Annotated in this window: 18 protein-coding genes; 14 read left to right on the top strand and 4 right to left on the bottom strand. The window is 52.5% G+C overall.

All coding sequences use genetic code 11. The annotated features are described in order from the left end of the window. Positions 1–32 precede the first annotated feature (32 nt). Both PsAD13_RS14860 and PsAD13_RS14855 read left to right on the top strand, forming a co-directional pair. On the top strand, positions 33–1,028 hold the full coding sequence (locus tag PsAD13_RS14860) for an AraC family transcriptional regulator (protein WP_063318641.1): 996 nt from the start codon (positions 33–35) through the stop codon (positions 1,026–1,028). A gap of 65 nt (positions 1,029–1,093) precedes the next feature. Beyond that, entirely contained in the window at positions 1,094–1,621 is a 528-nt protein-coding gene (locus tag PsAD13_RS14855) for an AAA family ATPase (protein WP_057465224.1), read from the top strand. 5 nt (positions 1,622–1,626) lie between these two features. Here the strand turns inward: PsAD13_RS14855 and PsAD13_RS14850 are convergent, their stop codons facing one another. Next, positions 1,627–2,532, bottom strand: coding sequence for a LysR family transcriptional regulator (locus PsAD13_RS14850; RefSeq protein ID WP_063318640.1), 906 nt, complete (start codon positions 2,530–2,532; stop codon positions 1,627–1,629). Positions 2,533–2,634: 102 nt separating this feature from the next. Here PsAD13_RS14850 and PsAD13_RS14845 point away from each other — a divergent pair, with 102 nt between their 5' ends. From PsAD13_RS14845 to PsAD13_RS14820, 7 genes are all read left to right on the top strand, one after another. Then, positions 2,635–2,994, top strand: coding sequence for a VOC family protein (locus PsAD13_RS14845; protein WP_063318639.1), 360 nt, complete (start codon positions 2,635–2,637; stop codon positions 2,992–2,994). Beyond that, positions 2,991–3,392: an NAD(P)H-binding protein gene (locus PsAD13_RS28125; protein ID WP_208986655.1), complete on the top strand. Its 402-nt coding sequence runs from the start codon at positions 2,991–2,993 to the stop codon at positions 3,390–3,392. The genes PsAD13_RS14845 and PsAD13_RS28125 overlap by 4 nt, the downstream gene beginning before the upstream one ends. Before the next feature lie 20 nt (positions 3,393–3,412). After that, a complete protein-coding gene (locus PsAD13_RS28120; protein ID WP_208986653.1) occupies positions 3,413–3,700 on the top strand; it encodes a hypothetical protein in 288 nt (95 codons plus the stop codon). A 324-nt stretch (positions 3,701–4,024) separates the two neighbouring features. Then, the gene (locus PsAD13_RS14835; protein WP_063318638.1) at positions 4,025–4,693 is read left to right on the top strand and encodes a response regulator transcription factor; all 669 of its coding nucleotides are present in this window, start codon (positions 4,025–4,027) and stop codon (positions 4,691–4,693) included. Next, complete coding sequence (locus tag PsAD13_RS14830; protein ID WP_057465228.1) at positions 4,690–6,003, top strand: ATP-binding protein; 1,314 nt, start codon at positions 4,690–4,692, stop codon at positions 6,001–6,003. The genes PsAD13_RS14835 and PsAD13_RS14830 overlap by 4 nt, the downstream gene beginning before the upstream one ends. 205 nt (positions 6,004–6,208) lie before the next feature. Continuing rightward, positions 6,209–7,525 carry a ferredoxin reductase family protein gene (locus PsAD13_RS14825; protein ID WP_063318637.1) on the top strand — a complete coding sequence of 439 codons (1,317 nt, stop codon included), beginning with the start codon at positions 6,209–6,211 and terminating at the stop codon, positions 7,523–7,525. Positions 7,526–7,734: 209 nt separating this feature from the next. Then, positions 7,735–8,607: a DUF1989 domain-containing protein gene (locus PsAD13_RS14820; protein ID WP_063318636.1), complete on the top strand. Its 873-nt coding sequence runs from the start codon at positions 7,735–7,737 to the stop codon at positions 8,605–8,607. 37 nt (positions 8,608–8,644) lie between these two features. On the opposite strand, the gene PsAD13_RS14815 is transcribed toward PsAD13_RS14820, so the two are convergent. After that, positions 8,645–9,631 carry a zinc-dependent alcohol dehydrogenase family protein gene (locus PsAD13_RS14815; protein WP_063318635.1) on the bottom strand — a complete coding sequence of 329 codons (987 nt, stop codon included), beginning with the start codon at positions 9,629–9,631 and terminating at the stop codon, positions 8,645–8,647. Positions 9,632–9,930: 299 nt separating this feature from the next. On the opposite strand from PsAD13_RS14815, the gene PsAD13_RS14810 reads away from it, so the two are divergent. From PsAD13_RS14810 to queF, 5 genes are all read left to right on the top strand, one after another. After that, entirely contained in the window at positions 9,931–12,663 is a 2,733-nt protein-coding gene (locus PsAD13_RS14810) for a hypothetical protein (RefSeq protein WP_063318634.1), read from the top strand. A gap of 219 nt (positions 12,664–12,882) precedes the next feature. Further along, positions 12,883–13,581, top strand: coding sequence for a 7-cyano-7-deazaguanine synthase QueC (gene queC, locus PsAD13_RS14805; RefSeq protein ID WP_063318633.1), 699 nt, complete (start codon positions 12,883–12,885; stop codon positions 13,579–13,581). Continuing rightward, on the top strand, positions 13,581–13,937 hold the full coding sequence (queD, locus tag PsAD13_RS14800; protein WP_057465233.1) for a 6-carboxytetrahydropterin synthase QueD: 357 nt from the start codon (positions 13,581–13,583) through the stop codon (positions 13,935–13,937). Before queC ends, queD begins: the two co-directional genes overlap by 1 nt. After that, positions 13,916–14,656, top strand: coding sequence for a 7-carboxy-7-deazaguanine synthase QueE (gene queE / locus PsAD13_RS14795; protein WP_057465234.1), 741 nt, complete (start codon positions 13,916–13,918; stop codon positions 14,654–14,656). The genes queD and queE overlap by 22 nt, the downstream gene beginning before the upstream one ends. Positions 14,657–14,728: 72 nt before the next feature. Continuing rightward, positions 14,729–15,196: a preQ(1) synthase gene (gene queF / locus PsAD13_RS14790; RefSeq protein ID WP_063318632.1), complete on the top strand. Its 468-nt coding sequence runs from the start codon at positions 14,729–14,731 to the stop codon at positions 15,194–15,196. Positions 15,197–15,324: 128 nt separating this feature from the next. Here the strand turns inward: queF and rbsK are convergent, their stop codons facing one another. Continuing rightward, positions 15,325–16,242 (bottom strand): ribokinase, encoded by a 918-nt coding sequence (gene rbsK, locus PsAD13_RS14785; RefSeq protein WP_063318631.1) that lies wholly within the window; start codon positions 16,240–16,242, stop codon positions 15,325–15,327. A gap of 9 nt (positions 16,243–16,251) precedes the next feature. Next, a complete protein-coding gene (locus tag PsAD13_RS14780; protein ID WP_057465237.1) occupies positions 16,252–17,247 on the bottom strand; it encodes a substrate-binding domain-containing protein in 996 nt (331 codons plus the stop codon). Positions 17,248–17,298: the final 51 nt, after the last annotated feature.

Here is a 17,298-nt window from a genome sequence, read left to right as displayed (position 1 = left end):
AGAGTGGCAAGACCAATGAGACCGAGCCCAGCATGACGAAACACGCACATCTTTACCCAGGCGCTGCCATGATGGCGCAAATCATTCAGTACCTTGACCTGTCTGTTGATCGGGTGATGCGCCGTGCCGGAGTTTCCATTGAGCAGCTGGGTCCGGCAGCCAAGGGCATCACACAGGCGCAGTATTTCGCCATCTGGCATGCGTTGCATCAGGAATATGGCGGCAACGATCTGGCAATCAAACTTGGGCACACCATCAAGCAAGGCAGTTTTGTTCCACACGCCTTTGCGTTTTCCTGTAGTCCAAACATTGAGGAAGGCGTGAAGCGTCTTGCGCTGTTTAAGCCTTTGATTGCGCCGATCCGGCTGGAAGTTGAGCGTACAGATAGTACGGTGTCCATCCTGTTTACTTCCAGCGATCCGACGGAACCGTTTCCTGAAATTCTGGCTCAGTTCGAGATTGTCTACTTCACCAATTGCAGCCGCACCTTTACCGGAGAGCAGATTGTGCCGCTCAGTGTGGGAGGCCCTGTTGGCGATCTGGACTGGTCTGCTGTTGAAGCGGAATGCGGGGTGAAGGCAACTCCTGCTCCGGTGGCGCACATCACCCTTTCGCTGCAGGATGCTACTCGTCCGCTGATCACGCAGATGGAAGGTATGTGGGATACGTTTGAAGATGGGCTGCGCCAGAAATTGCAGAGCACGGGCAGTTCTGATGAAATGTCCCGCCGCGTGAAGAATGCGTTATTGGAAAGCCTGCCAGCGGGCCAGAACACCATTGACGTGATCAGCCAGAACCTGAATGCCAGCAAGCGGACGTTGCAGCGCAAGTTGAAGGAAGAAGGCAAGAGTTTTCAGGACATTTTGAGCGAGACCCGCGCCGAACTCTCCCAGCACTATCTGGTGCGCAGTGATCTGAGCATTCCGGAAATCTCCTATCTGCTTGGGTACAAGGATACCGGCTCGTTCTTTCGCGCGTTTCACAACTGGACGGGCAAGACGCCGATGGAAGTGCGTGGGATTGCTTAAGGGTGCCCTAATTTAGCCTCTCATGAAGAAAGCTTCATGAAACCTTGGGCTGGTAAGAGCCCGGCATGGCTATTCTATTTGTTCTTTCGGGATTGCCTGGTGTTGGTAAAACGACCTTGGCAAAGGCCCTTTCTCCGCGCCTGCAAGCCGTTCATTTACGTATTGATTCACTTGAGGCTGCCCTCAAGACCTCCGTTCTTGCGATCTCACCAGCAGAAGATGCCGGTTATGTTGCAGCAGCAGCCGTTGCCAAAGACAACTTGCTGCTGGGCAACAATGTGATTGCGGATGCGGTGAATCCAATTGAGATTACCCGCAACATCTGGCTGGAAGCAGCGCTTGGCGCTAAGGTGAAAGCGCTCAACATTGAGGTGATCTGCTCTGACGAGGCTGAACACAAGACACGTGTTGAGACCAGACACAACGATATCTCCGCGATGTCCCTGCCCAGTTGGGAGGATGTACAGCGGCGACGCTATGAGCCGTGGAAGAAGCACCGCCTTGTGGTCGACACCTTTGAAAAACCCGTCGAGGAAAGCGTCGAAGAGATCGTTGAGGCCTTCAGCCAGCTGGTGCGTTACGGGTCTTACTGAAGCTCTCACGCGAACTGGCGGAGTTTCGGGCGGATCATGCTCACGCAGGTTTCCAGAAACAGGCGTGTAAGCCGGGACTGATTTTGCTTGCCAGTGTGCATGGCGTGCAGGTCTATTTCAGGGAATCTCCACTCCGGCAGCACCTCCACCAGACTGCGCTTTTTCAACGCGTCCTGACAGAGAATGGATGGCAGCTCCCCTATTCCCAATCCGGACTTAATCGCAGATTGAAGCGCTGAGTAGTCGTTGATGGCAATGTCTGGTGCAAAGCGAATGGTCCGCTCTTCGCTTTTCCTGCTCAGTTGCCAGCTGATTTCCGGCTTTTGCCAGAACCCGAAGCCGATCAGGGCGTGTTGCATCAGGTCTTCAGGGCGCTGTGGAGTTCCCTGCTCTGCGATGTAAGAAGGAGAAGCGACCAGAACGTGGCGGTAGGCGGCGAGCTTTGTGAGTGTCAGTCCGGAATCTGGTTTTGGACCGACGCGGAAAGACAGATCAACATCATCCTCGATAAAGTCCAGATTGCGCTCTGATACGATCATGTGGATGCGTACCTGCGGATATTGCAGGCGAAACTGCCCGATGACGGGAATGAAGAGAGCTTCGGCCAGATTGGGTGGCACGGTGACCTTCAGGTCTCCCAACACGACTGACTGGCTCTGTTCCACCACGCGATCTGCTGCTTTGAATGCTTCCAGTCCCGGTAGGCAGGCTTGATAGAACTGGTCGCCGATTTCCGTCAGACGCATGCGCCGCGTCGTGCGTTCCAGAAGTTTTGCTCCGATCTGCGCTTCCAGATCCGCCACCTTTCGGCTGACGGTTGAGAGCGGCAGGCGCAACACCTTGGCAGCTCCGGAAAAGCTGCCTGCTTTGGCAACTTCAGCAAATATCGCGATTGCATTCAGGTCCTGCATCATATTCCCATATTTGGAATTATCATTCCCATTTCAAGCAATATTACCACACTAAGAAGAATAGTAGAATGCGTTCCAATCAAAACATGAAAGGAACGCGGGATGGGAAACCAGGATAAATCCATCAACTACATCGAATTTCCTCTGCTGAAAAATGAAGAGACCAAGAGTTTCTACAGCTCTGTGTTTGGCTGGGTCTTTGAAGACTGGGGGCCAAGCTACATCAGCTTTTCCGGTGCTGGTGTGGAAGGAGGTTTTAATGGAGAAAGCGGGTTTCCGGTTCAGGCTCCCGGTGTGCTGGTGGTGCTTTATGCGGCGGATCTTGAGGGCACGCTAAAGGCCGTCCGTACAGCTGGCGCGGCGATCTTGCAGGACATCTATTCTTTCCCTGGCGGGCAGCGGTTTCATTTTGCAGATCCCAACGGGAACGAACTTGCGGTGTGGACGGAGGCTTCGTCATGAACAAGCGTATTTTGGTCACCGGAGCCAACGGGACAATCGGCCTGCATCTCCTCAGAGAGTTAAAGCAAACACCGTGGCATGTGCGTGCTTTGGTGCGCAGTGCGGAAAATGCACGGCTGGTTTCATCCATGGGCGCTGAGGCGGTTCGGGGAGATTTTGCTGAACTGCCTTCTCTCTCTGAGGCGATGGCGGGCATTGACACACTGGTACTGATCACTTCGGCCAACCCACAGGCAGCACAACAGGCCTCAGCTGTGCTTCATGCGGCATTGGAGAGCGGTGTGGCAAAGTGGTTCGCATTTCGGCCATCAAAGCAGGTGCTACCGGGCCAACAGCGAACACTGTGTTGCATGCAGCAACCGAGGATGAGCTTGTTCGCTCCGGGATGGAGTATGTAATCCTGAGGCCTAACCTTTTTATGCAGAACATGTTTCTGGCAACGCAAACCATAGCAGAACATAGCAGCTTCTTCTTTGGCATGGGTGATGCCCGGATGGGGATGGTAGACACACGCGATGTGGCTGAGTGCGCCGCAGAATGCGTGCTGAATGATCATTTCAACGGCAACATCTATGAGGTAACGGGAGCAAAGAGCCTTTCTTATTTTGATGTTGCGTCGGCACTCAGCGAAGAACTCAAGCGCACCATCACCTATGTGCCTGTCATGCCGCAGGATGTGTATGATGGTATTGTTGGTGCGGGTTGAGATGAGTGGATTGCAGGCATCTCTCGCGATTATGCGCAGGCCTATCGCAGTGGTTGGGGGGACTTCACAACGGATGCCGTTTCTACAATCTGCGGGCGCCCACCGCGCAGTATCAAAACTTTCATCCGTGAGGTGTTTTGCGCCAAGGCCGCTTTGAGCGTGTCGATTGGGCCGCCTTGACCAACCATATGGCGAGCTACCAATTATCCGTCAATTGTAACCGCTTATGCGATTTCTTCAGGCACAATTCAGTTTCATGTTCTTTGTAGATGTGAAAGAGTTGAGGCAAATATTGGGTGCACTTCGCCCTAGTGGAAGGAACACATGCGCGTATTGTTGGTTGAGGATGAGCGGCTGATTGCGGATGCGATCAAGGCTTTTCTGGAGCGGCATGAATTTATAGTGGACTGGGTCGATGATGGTCTTTTGGCAGAAGACGCTCTGAGAACCGGAGAGTTCGACCTGGTTATTCTGGATCTGGGGTTGCCGGGTCAGGATGGTCTGGAGTTTTTGCGGGCCGTTCGTGATGACAAGGCAGATGTGCCTATCCTGATCCTGTCTGCGCGGGAGACCACCAAGAACCGGATTGACGGGCTTAATCTGGGTGCAGACGATTATCTGACCAAGCCGTTTGATATGGAAGAGCTTCTGGCCCGCTGCCGCGCACTGGTGCGGCGCTCTGTTGGGCGCTGGCGCATGTTGTTGCAGCATGGGGCGTTGACGCTGGATCTGGACCAGAAAAAAGCCTGCTACAACGGGGCTGAGGTGGTGTTGCAGCCCCTCGCCTTTCGCTTGTTGACCATTTTGTTGGAGCGGCGGGGCCGTGTGGTTTCCAAGTCTGATCTCATGGAAAAGCTTTATGGCTGGGAAGAGAATGCGGAGAGCAATGTGCTTGAGGTTTATGTCTCGCAAATCCGCAGGAAAACCACGTCTAAGCTGATCCGGACCATCCGCGGCGTAGGCTATATTGTTGATGAGGACGTACCGGCATGAAACTTTCCTCCATCCGCAGCCGCATCCTCATCTTTCTGATCCCGCTGCTGTTTGTGGTCTGGGGCGTCTTTTCCGCCATTGTCTACAATATGACAGAGGAAGAGCTTTACGAGACCCATGATGCGCAAGCCTTTCAGCTTGTCAGCGCGATTGCACAGCTGGAGGGGGATACCATTTCTCCCAAGCATCTGGATGATCATCATGAACTTAATGATTACTTCGTGGTCATCCGCGATGGAGACGGCAACGATTTATATAAGTCATCCGACCAAGTACAGCTACCCCAGTATCTAAGGCCGGGTGCTCAGGAAATTGAGCATGAGGGCGATAGCTGGGTGATCTGGAATTTTCCGGGCGAAAAGACTGACAGGCAATACATCATCGGTATCGTGTTTGATGAAGCCATTGAGCTGGCCGACCAGACTGTTGCCACGGTTTCCATCCCTTTGGGGCTGGTGCTGGTGTTTTCCATCATCGCAACGGTTTTCATCGTCAAACGCGGGTTACGTCCGCTCACCACTCTTTCTGAGACACTGCAAACTCGGGAGCCTGAGAGTCTTGGCAAGCTGACAACGGAGAAGCAGGCAGATGAGCTTGTGCCGATTGTGAACTCCCTGAACATGCTGTTTGACAAGATTGAAGACTACCTTGCTCGCGAGCAGCGGTTTATTGATGATGCGGCGCATGAGATCAGAACACCGCTGACCGTGGTGAAGGCCCAATGTCAGGTGATTGAGCGGGACGCGCTGGATGATGCGACACGGCTGCGGTTTGATAACATCATTGAAGGCGTTGACCGGGCGACACATCTGGCCGCCAAGCTTTTGGAACATGCCCGTGCAGGTCAGGATGCCCACAAAGAGATAACAGAGCACGACTTGCTGCCTGTTCTTCAGGAAAGCCTTGCACAGCAGGCCCATGCGGCACTTGATAAAAATGTGGAGCTGCAACTGCTTCAATCAGAACATGTGGCAGCTGTTGTTGATCCGGAAGATCTGGGCGCTGTGCTTGGTAATCTGATTGGCAATGCAATCCGTCATACACCGTCTGATGGTGAGGTGATCGTGGTTCTTGAGCGCGGTGATGATCATATTCAACTGAGTGTTGAAGACAGTGGACCGGGTGTGCCTGAGAAATACCGTGAGAAGGTGTTTGAGCGGTTCTTCCGCATGCCGGGGCAATCAAGTTCAGGTGCGGGCCTTGGCCTGTCTATTACGCAAACTCTGTGTCGCCGCAATGGGATCGAGATTTCCCTTGGCAAGAGTGAGCGACTGGGCGGAGCCTGTTTTATGCTCAAACTGAAAAAGTAGTGTCGTAAACTTCAGGTAGGTTTCAGCTTCCAAGTGAATTTAGGGGAAGCACTCAGATTGAAACCTACTCCGAGGCTGCATCTGTAGCTTCATTTGGGGTGATCTGATTATGAATGGTGTGCGATGCCCCCCAACGGTGTCACTCACCTTTCATAGCCAGAGTTTCATCTGAGTGCGCATCGTTAACTCAGATGAGCGTACCGGAATGAAACCGATTGGCCTGACCTTCATTATCGCCAGCATCCTAGTCCCCCTTTTGATTTTCTCCCAGTTTGGTAGCCAAGCAGACTCAGGTGCTTTGCTGAGCCAGTATTTTGGCATGGTCTCACTGATCTTCATGGGGCTGGTTCAGGTGATGGCCACACGGATGAAAGGCGTTGAGGCTCTGTTTGGCCCGCTGGACCGCGTATATGTCTTGCATAAATGGCTGGCTATTTTCGCAATTGCTGCTGCTTTCCTGCATGAAAGCATTGATGCAGATGCGCTTTCAAGCGGCGATACGGATGGACTGGCGAAAGAGCTGGGCGAGATCGGGTATAATGGTATTTTAATCCTCGGCCTTGGTTCTCTGGCGACCTTCATCCCCTATAATATCTGGCGTTGGACCCACCGTTTGATCGGTATTTTCTTCGCCCTTGCTGCTGCGCACTTCCTGATGATCCCCAACGTGTTCTCTTGGAGTGATCCGCTTGGTCTTTACGTCGCCTTCTTCTGTTTTGCCGGTGTCGCGTCCTTCTTGTACCTGACTTACAAAGGCATGGCCGGGCGCACAAAGACCTATGAGGTAGAAGATGTTCAGATTTACGGGCGCATCACCAGTGTGACACTGAAACCTGAAGGCAAGCCTATTTCTCATGATGCCGGTCAGTTTGCTTACCTCTCCTTTGATCAGGAGGGCATGGGCGAAGTGCATCCTTACACGATTGCATCTGCGCCGCGCGAAGACGGAAGACTGCGGTTCTGCATTTCTGCGCTGGGTGATTACACATCTCGTGTGCACGAGCTTCAGGTCGGCACAAAAGCTCAGATCAGCAAGGGATATGGCGGGTTCCGCCCAATTGCTTCCAATCGGGACCAGATCTGGATTGCGGGCGGTGTCGGGATCACACCTTTCCTGTCGTGGGCGCAGACTTTGAGGGGGGATGAGACCGGACAGTTCTACCTTTACTATGGCGTCCGTAACCGGTTGGAGAACCCGTTTGAGGAGGAGCTGGAGGCACTGCAAAGCCGTCTGCCGAACCTTCATGTGCAGTACTTTGAGTCTGACATGGGCGAGTACATCGACGCGCGGTTGCTGAAAATCCTGCAGGGAAAATTCTTTGATGTGATGCCAATTGCGTTTTGTGGTCCGGAAGTTATGCGCAAAGCGTTGATACGGAATTTGAAAGCCCTGAAGTACCCAATGCGCTTGTTTCATTATGAAGAATTCCAGATGCGCTCCGGCCTTGGTTTCCGAAAGCTGTTTAAGTTTCTGCTTCAGCAAGTTAACCGGCATTCCGGCAAGTTCGCCCCGGCCAAGTAGAGCTTGGCCAACATGAGGATCGCTGCATTTTCTGGCGGTGCGGCGATCCGCTCCTTCAAGCTAGGTGCAAGGTTTAGTTGTCTGGCTTCATGGTGCCTTCGAAAGGTGCCGGGACTGAAGGGATCAGTGAAATTAAATCAATATATTAATTGAGATTTGGAGGGTTCAATCAGAACCAATAATTCTGCTCTTTTTAGGATCATTGGCTCATGACAAAAATCGCCTCCCGCTCGATTACGACCGACATTCCTGCTCCTTCCGAAGATCGTCGCTCCAAGTCTCCTATTGTTTGTTACGAAGTAGATCATTTGCCTGCCTATAACGCTGAGCTTTATCAGCAGGCCAAAGAGAGCCTGGAGAAGATCGGGGAAGTTGTGGTGCCACCGCGTGATGGCGGTCATTTCAAGGTGCCTGCTGGCCACTTCTTCCGGATTGTGAGCGTTGAAGGCCCGCAGGTTGGCGATCTCAACTTGTGGAATGCCAATGACATTAATGAGCGGTTTTTCAGCGGCAAGACCCGTCAGCTGCACGCCTCGCACCTTTCAACCGGAGACCGGCTCTGGAGCACCATGCCGTATCTGCGTCCGATGGCGACGATTACACAGGATACGCTGGACTGGTACGGCTGGGATGAGGATGGTGCGGGCGTCCATGATGTGATTGGAACGCGCTGCGACCCTTACACCAACCACATGCTCAAGAACGTGGATTACAACCATTGTTGCCACTCTAACCTGACCCGCGCACTGGCAGATGCAAAGGGGCTTTCGTTAGATGGTGCTGAGCCTCATGTGCATGATGTGATGAACGTTTTCATGTGCACCGGCTTTACCCGCGACACCCACCAGTACTTCATGAAAGCCAGCCCTGTTCGTCCGGGTGATTTTATTGAGTTCTTTGCGGAGATCGATCTTCTGGGTGCGCTTTCCACCTGTCCGGGTGGTGATTGCGGCAGCAGTCACTCTGATGACAATACGCCGTGCTATCCGCTTCTTGTCGAGATCTTCAAACCGGCAGAGGATAGCTTGAAAGGCTGGTCTGCCGCAAAACGCAGCGGTTATGCTGGCGGGCACCAAGCCTGATCCTGTTTGATTTGGCCTGACGCAGTTGTTTTTCGTGTTACGGCACGAGGACAGCTGCGCCGGATAGCCGTCCCCCTCGCAAATCTTCCAGTGCCTGATTGGCCTGTTCAAGTTTGTAGGGAATGCAGTGGGTTAGCACGCCTGCTTTTTTGGCGAGGGGAAAAAACTCCAACCCGTCTTCGCGGGTCAGGTTGGCAACGGAAACAACCTCCCGCTCCTCCCACAACAATGCATAGGGCATTTGCGGGATGTCGCTCATATGAATGCCGCCGCACACCACGCGCCCACCTTTGCGCAGAGCTCTCAGCGCTGTTGGAACAAGTGGCCCCACGGGAGCAAAAATGATGGCCGCATCTAATTTTTCGGGTGGCTGGTCTTCAGAGCTGCCTGCCCAAGTGGCTCCAAGCTCTCTTGCAAAGTTCTGCGCCTGCGTGTCGCCTGATCTGGTGAACGCATAGACATCACGGCCTTGCCAGATGCAGACTTGCGCGATGATGTGAGCAGCGGCGCCAAAGCCGTAGATGCCTATCTTTTTGCCTTTGCCAGCCTTTTTTAAAGAGCGCCAGCCAATCAATCCGGCACACAAAAGTGGAGCAAGGGATACGGGATCGGCTTTGTCGTCCAACTCAAACGCAAAGTGACGATCTGCGATGGTGTGCGTTGCAAAGCCGCCATCGCGTGTATAGCCCGTGAATATGGGATGATCGCAGAGATTTTCCTGATGGCTTTGACAAAATGAACAGCAGCCGCACGTATGCCCGAGCCAGGGAATGCCTACTCTCGTGCCGATTGTGAGGTCATCAACACCTGCCCCATATGCCTGTACCCTGCCGACAATTTCATGGCCGGGAATGAGCGGGAGCTTTGGTTTCGTCAGATCGCCATCCACGACGTGAAGGTCTGTCCGGCAAACTGCGCAGGCTTCAACCTCAATCAGGATTTCGCCGGCGCGCGGTGTTGGTGGCGCAGCACGTTCCTGCAAGACAAGTGGCTTTCCAATTTCGGTCAGAACCATTGCTTTCATGAGGGCATTCCTTCTCACGCAGGCTTGGATTGTGCTCAGATTATACGCTGTTGCCCTAAGAAAGTCTGGCGTGGTGTTTGCGATTCCCCGTTGTTGCTCTGTGCCGCAGAATTAGATCAAGAATAAGAGAAAACCGAACCATTTATCACAACGCATATTTCATCTGGGTCCGTCATAACAATCTGGTGCGCGTGCACGCGACGACTTGTTGGAGTGGAGCCTTGCGGAGATGCCATGTGCGTCTGACCGCTGGTTTTCCTGTTTGAATACCTCTCATAATTAGGGTGAGTGAACCTCCGATGCCAGAACCTGAAGCCAGTCCTGTTCCACCAGAAGCCCAAATGAACTCAACAGAGGAAACATGGGCTCAGCAAATCTACAAGTTATGGGGCGAGGTCCTTCCGACCTGGTCTGAAGCCTTCAGTGAGGTTTACGAAACAGAACGCGAGCGGGAACGGGCCGAACTTGCAGAAGCAACTGCGCGGATGGATGAGCAAGACCATCGGGAGGCTGAGAAGGAAGCTCGACGCGAAGCCGCTATTACTATGGCATTAGATGATAGCGAACGAGCCTTTGAAATTAAAAATGAGATGCAACTGTTCTCAAGTAATCCCATTGAAGCCGTCGACATGCCTGACGCACCTGACACATCCTTGAGCAAGGTGATTAGCGAACAGATTGCTACTTTCAAACTACAAAAAGAAGAACTCTTCCTCGAAGTTCAGGTCTTTAAGGGCCTGGAAGACGAGAAGTTGGCGTTTACGACGGTCAATGAACTGATTGGAATGCTTTTAGACAAAGCCTATATCCAAAGCGGCGTTTACAACTTTGCGGCTTGTGAGGCGACACTAGCTGAGGTGGAACACAAACTCAAAGACATGAAGAGCCTTCTAAGAGATGCTCAGGTGCATCCGGCAACTTATGTGAGCAGCGAAGATCAGGTTCTGATCGGACAGGATGTCAAGAAGGTAAAGGAAATTATCTACGACCTGCAAGGGGCAGGTTATACCGGTTTGGCAACAAGTTTGCTCATTGAGATGAACCTGTATCAAGATGCCGTCTCTCGGCCAAGTGACCCTCGATGGACGGAGTTCTTGTCAGATGCGGAGGCCTGTAAAAAAGCGCTGCCGGAACTCCGTAATTCGGCCAAGTTTATTGAGACCCTGTGTGAAAGCATGACCATGGCGCAGCCAACCACTGCGGCAACAGATACGCTTGATGATCTTCACGACTATCAAAGTGACAGTTCTCGCGATCTGTCAGCAACCCTGCGTGCTGTCACAACTTTGAAGGGCGTAGCGACCCGCCGAGAAAGGTGGATCAAACAAGACGAATGGGCACAGAAAAATCTGGATATACGTACCCAAGCCTATCGAAAACAGCTTGAGAAATTCGTCGTGTTCGATGCAGACCACCAGGTGGTTACGAAAGAGAGCAAAACGGAAGCTCGTGCACGTGCCGTTCATACTGAAGGGCTGAACAAGGATGTGATGGCAACCATCCCAAAGCGACCCAGAGATAGGAGTATTAAGGCAGTTCCCCGTGCAACGATTAACAAGCTGCTGGAATCTTTTGAGTTTTTGGATGAGTTACGATCATCTGGTGTGACTGGCATGGAAGCCATTGCCCTTGAAGAGTTCATCAAGACAGAAGACATTTTGGAAGGCATCAATACTAATCCGACCGGGTATGACGACCTTCAGACGGACACCCAGGATATTCTCGATAAGGTTGCTGCCACCAAATCCGGTAAGAAAGCGATCTATTACATCGAAGCCAAGATGAACCTTGAAGAAGATGTTCGTCTTTTGCGAGAGCAAGCACCCGATTTGAACATCAACAAGGCTCTTGGTCGGTGTCGTAACCTGAAAGGATCGCGATTACAGCCACTCTTGAGACAACTCGATGAAGCCGTCGGCTTCAGAGCAGTCTTTGACATGAAAGTCGATCCGATTGAGAAGTTTTTCAAGCAAATTCCTGGGTTGCTCGCTAAGTTGGGAGCAGCCCGCCCAGAGCTTGCTATGAAGTTCAAAAAGGTTTGGCAGCCCAAGCAAGAAAAATTTTATCACGGTGAGCTGGAACTGGAGTTGAAACAGGCCAAAGTGACCGCTCATAACGCTGCCACCGTCGATGATTTGAAAGAAGCCATCTCACAGGTGAACACCGTTAAGATTAAAGCAGATAAGTATGTTGAAGAACTAAAAGCTCGCATTGCGCTGCTCGGCGAAGATGTGGATGGACCTGCCACCACCCCAGAGCAGGATGAGTTCTTTGAGAAGATCGAAGAAGACTACAAAAATGGTATTCAGCTTGAGATTGACCGCAAGGTTGCCAAGGGTAAGTTCAATGAAACCTCTGGTCCTATGAAGAATGAGCTGGAAATGCTCACGGCAAAGGCAAAGAGCTGGAAAGGGGCAAAGGCGCTTCTGACACGGTTCCCACGTATTGATACAACTAACTATGATCCGACCCGTTTCAAGGATCTCTTGGAAGAAGTGAAGCTGCTTGAACAGGAAAGTGCGGTCAACTCCTCTTACGAAGAAAATATGGGGCGGCTGAAAGAGCTGAAGGGCATGTATGATGCCATGCGCAGCGAGTTAACAGGCTTTAGAGAGGACATCGCCAAGGATGTGGTCAAGGCCACTGAAAAGGCTATTGCTCGTATGGAGTCTGCGAAGACCTTTGCTGAAGGCGACTTCATCACCGGCGTTGCCGGCCAGCAGGAGGCTGATGAAAACTACGTCGATACCAGTAGTTTGAAGCGGTTTACCACCTGCGTATCAAAACCAATTGTACCGGGTGAATTGAAGACATACGCGCAGATCATCGGTGACAGTAAGAAATCACTTCAAGAGCGTAAGAAGGCCCGTGAAGATGCCTTGCGCCTTGTGCGGCCTTTGCTGGCACGGCTAGACAGCGACAAGGCCATCAAGCTTTATCGTCGCCATCCGTTCGGTTTGGACAATGACATAAATGTCCTGAGGCCCGTTCTGGTGCAGCTTGAAGTTAAATTGTTGACTCTCGCGTCCTGATGCATACGAACCCTGCGGCACTGCATGTGGGCGCAGGGCACATTACACGCAACTTTAAAGTGTGATTTGCATTTATACTCAGCAGGTTATCCATGAGATGTATGCAGAGGGTGAAATAGTCCTTTTCCTTGAGGTTTTAGTCTGGTAGTTACCGATTTGCTCAGCAATGAGTGCCGGTCGCAGCCTACCCGGTAACAGCGAAAACAAGGACTAAACCTTATGAAGACTATCGTAATCTGCTCAGGCGGATTGGATTCGGTCACGCTTGCCTACAAGGTTGCGCGTGAAAACGAATTGCTCGGCCTCGTCTCTTTTGACTATGGCCAACGGCACAAAAAAGAGCTGGACTATGCAGCGCATGCTGCAAAGCAGCTTGGTGTGCCACATCATATTCTGGACATGAGCCAGATAGGAGCGCATTTAAGTGGCTCCGCTCTAACCGATGATGTTGATGTTCCTGACGGCCATTATGCCGAAGAGAACATGAAGGTCACTGTGGTTCCCAACCGAAACGTAATCATGCTGTCTATCGGCTTTGGCATTGCGGCTGCTCAGCAGGCCGATGCTGTGGCTGCGGCGGTTCATGGGGGTGATCATTTCATCTACCCGGACTGTCGCCCTGGCTTTATCAAAAGCTTTGAAGCCATGCAGAAGCTGGCTCTGGACGGCTATGCCAATGTGAGCCTTTACACGCCATTTGTAGAAATCTCCAAAGGTGCCATCGTTGAAGAAGGTGCCCGGATCAACGTGCCGTTTGAGGACACGTGGTCCTGCTACAAAGGCGGAGAGAAACATTGCGGGCGGTGCGGCACCTGTGTCGAACGGCGAGAAGCCTTTGATCTGGCAGGTGTTGAGGACCCAACAGAATACGCGGATCCCGACTACTGGAAATCCGTGGTGGAACGAGCGGAACCATAATGTACAAAATCACCAAGGAATTTCACTTCTCGGCGTCGCATCAACTCTGCGAAATGCCGGAGGGACATCCCTGTGCGCGCCTGCATGGCCACAACTACATTGTGGTGATTGAACTTGCCAGCAAGGATCTGGATGAACATGGCTTTGTGGTGGACTTCACTGAACTGAAGCCACTCAAGCGTTTCATTGATGATGAGCTGGATCACCGTCACCTCAATGAGGTGTTCGGACACGATCAGGTTACCTCTGAGTTTCTCGCCAAGACCATCTATGAGTTCTGCAAAGGGCACTGGGTGGAGACCTGCGCTGTGCGTGTGAGTGAAACGCCGAAAACATGGGCGGAATACCGACCATGAGTAAACTCAGTATCAGTGAGATCTTCGGGCCAACCATTCAGGGCGAAGGTGCTTTGATTGGTGAACCGACCGTGTTTGTACGCGCTGGCGGCTGTGATTATCGTTGCAGCTGGTGTGATACATTGCATGCGGTGGACAGCGCCTATCGTCATACCTGGGACCAGATGGACAGTGCGGACGTCTGGCACAAGATTGAGGAACTGTCCGGTCATCAACCGATCACAGTTTCCCTTTCTGGCGGCAACCCTGCTATTCAGGATTTTTCGCAAGTAATCTCACTCGGTAAAGCGAAGGGTTACAAATTCGCAATCGAGACGCAGGGATCAGTTGCACGGGACTGGTTTGCAGATCTGGACACGCTGGTGCTGAGCCCGAAGCCGCCTTCCTCTGGCGAAACTGTCAATTGGGACAAGTTCGATGCCTGTCTGGATGCAGCCCTCAACTCGGCCACCTGTGTGATCAAAGTGGTTGTGTTTGATGATGTCGATTACGACTGGGCCAAGGACGTTGGTGAGCGCTACCCTTATCTGCCGATGTACCTGCAACCGGGGAACCATACCCCTCCTCCACCCGAGGATGATGATGCGACTATTGACATGGACGGCATCATGGATCGCATGCACTGGCTGGTGGACAAAACTGTTTCCGACCAATGGTTCAAGCCACGCATTCTGCCGCAGCTGCATGTGCTGCTGTGGGGCAACAAGCGCGGTGTTTAAGGCATATTCCGGCAAGTTGATGATCAGCCTTTGATGACGGAAATGCATGAGAACGAAGAATTCGAGAGAACAATGAGCAAAGACGATATCTATAAAAATCTGACCATGCTGGGCGGTGATACTGTTCAGCCGCAGTCCCCTGAAGAAGCGGTTCTGGAACGGGTTCCAAACCCACAGCAGGGCACGCCTTATGCAATTCGCTTTACAGCGCCAGAGTTCACCTCCCTGTGCCCGATCACCAACCAGCCGGATTTTGCTCATCTGGTGATTGATTATGTGCCGGACCAGTGGTTGGTTGAGAGCAAATCTTTGAAACTGTTCCTGACATCCTTCCGCAACCACGGTGCGTTCCACGAAGATTGCACTGTGTCCATCGGTAAGCGTCTTGTTGACACGTTAAACCCGATCTGGCTGCGCATTGGCGGTTATTGGTATCCGCGCGGTGGTATTCCGATTGATGTGTTCTACCAGACCGGTGAAGAGCCAAAAGGCATCTGGATTCCAGAACAGGGCGTGCCGACCTATCGCGGTCGCGGCTAAATACCTGTTTAGGATGTACTCAGTTGGGGTTGTGAAAAGGCTGCCAACCCCAACTTTGCTTTTCTGAAAGGCCTTAGAGCATAGCGAATTCTTGTCATTTGATTGAGTTCAATCAAATGGAACGCGCTCTATGCACCCATCAGAGCTTCGACTTCAACCAGTGTTGGCGCGGATGTGGCTGCACCATGTTTGGTGGTGGAGAGTGCACCGCACGCTGCTGCGAAACGGACTGCTTCAGCCAGAGATTTGCCGCTATCCAGCGCATACGCCAGACCGCCGTTGAAGCAATCTCCTGCTGCCACGGTGTCGATCGCGTTCACCTTGAACGGCTCCACGAAGCCTTCACTTGTCTCATCCTTGAAGTAAACGCCGCGTGCGCCCAGTTTCACAACAGCAGCAGCAACACCCTGTTCGCGCAACAGGTTTGCAGCATGGGCTGCGTCTTCTGCATTGGATGGGCGGAAGCCTGTGAGGATTTCGGTTTCTGTCTCGTTGGGCGTTACAACATCTACGTTTTGCAGGAAACCTTCCGGCAGACCATCGACGGGTGCAGGCGCTGGATCGAAGATCACTTTGCCGCCTGAGGAGCGGACTTTTTTAGCGGCGCTCAGGCAAGTTGCGACCGGAATTTCCAGCTGCATCAGCATGATTTTAGCGTTCTTCAGCACATCTGATGTGCGTTCCAGATCGCTTTCATCAACAGCAAGATTTGCGCCACCAATCACGGTGATGCTGTTTTCGGAATTTGCGTCCACACCGATCACCGCGATGCCGGTGCCGTGGTTTTCATCCAAATGCACATGCTCGGTTGAGACGCCCATGTCCGCCAGATGCTGGGCTGCGATGTCGCCAAACCCGTCTTTACCGATGCGGCCTACCAGTTGTGCATCACCACCCAGCTTTGATGCTGCAACGGCTTGATTGCAGCCTTTGCCGCCCAGGTTGATGGCGTAGCTGTGTCCATGCAGTGTCTCGCCCGGCTGTGGCAGCCGGTCAGAACGGGTTGTGATATCAACATTGATGGAACCGACAATGACGATGGACATGAATACTTCCTAGTTAACAACAGAGCTGCGGACGATCAGTTCAGGCACCAATTGGATGACTGGCGGCATTTCTGTCTTTTCTTCCAGATGATTGATCAGCGCTTCTGCAGCGCTCAACCCAAGCTCGAAGCTGGGTTGTTTGATGGTTGTGAGCGCTGGCGCCATGTAGGAGGCATACTCGACATCATCGTAGCCGATGACGGAGATATCCTCTGGAATGCGCAGGCCACGTTCGTGAATGGCGCGGTACGCCCCCATTGCCATCAAATCGTTGAAGGCAAAGATGGCTTCGGGCTGGCTATCGGCGTCCAATATCTGCTTCATGCCTTCATACCCGCTGGATGCGGTGAGAAGGCCTGCGGCTTGCCACTTGCTTTCTACCGGCAACCCGGCAGCGTTCATGGCATTTTCAAAGCCTTTGTAGCGTTCAATAGAACGGGGATGATCTTCTGGCCCCATAAGACAACCGATTTTGGTCAGGCCGCGCTTGATCAGGTGTTCTGTAGCCAATCTGCCGCCCAGTACAGAGTCATCCTGCAAAGTGCAGGCGTTTGGGTGCGGGGCAGAATCCAGAATGGCTTTGGGTAGTTTACCGAGCTTACTGATCTGCTGGTACAGCGCCGGGTCTGTCTTGGTGGTCATCACCATGAGGGCATCAATGCGGCGCTGAAGCAAGGTGTTGAGGTTTGCCAGCTGCCTGTCGGACTGATGACCTGAATTGCACAGGATGAGACTGAAATTGTGTTGGTAGCATCCCTCTTCCACGCCGCGTACCACGTCTGCGAAGAAAGGGTTGGAACTGCTTGAAACCAGCATGCCGATGATGTTCGTGCGCTTTACCTTGAGCGCGCGCGCCATCATGCTTGGCTGGAAGCCGAGAGCCTGAATAACTTCCTCGACTTTTTGTTTGGTCAGGGGTGCAACATAGCGCGTCTCGTTGATCACGTGAGACACTGTAGATGCGGATACCCCCGCAGCTTGTGCAACATCCTTGATACTGACCATTTCCGCTCCGGTTTTAAGGGTCGGGTCTGGCGCTTACGCCAAACCCGATCT

Source organism: Pseudovibrio sp. Ad13 (assembly GCF_001623225.1).
Lineage (GTDB): Bacteria > Pseudomonadota > Alphaproteobacteria > Rhizobiales > Stappiaceae > Pseudovibrio.
This window is presented reverse-complemented; position numbering and strand designations above follow the sequence as displayed.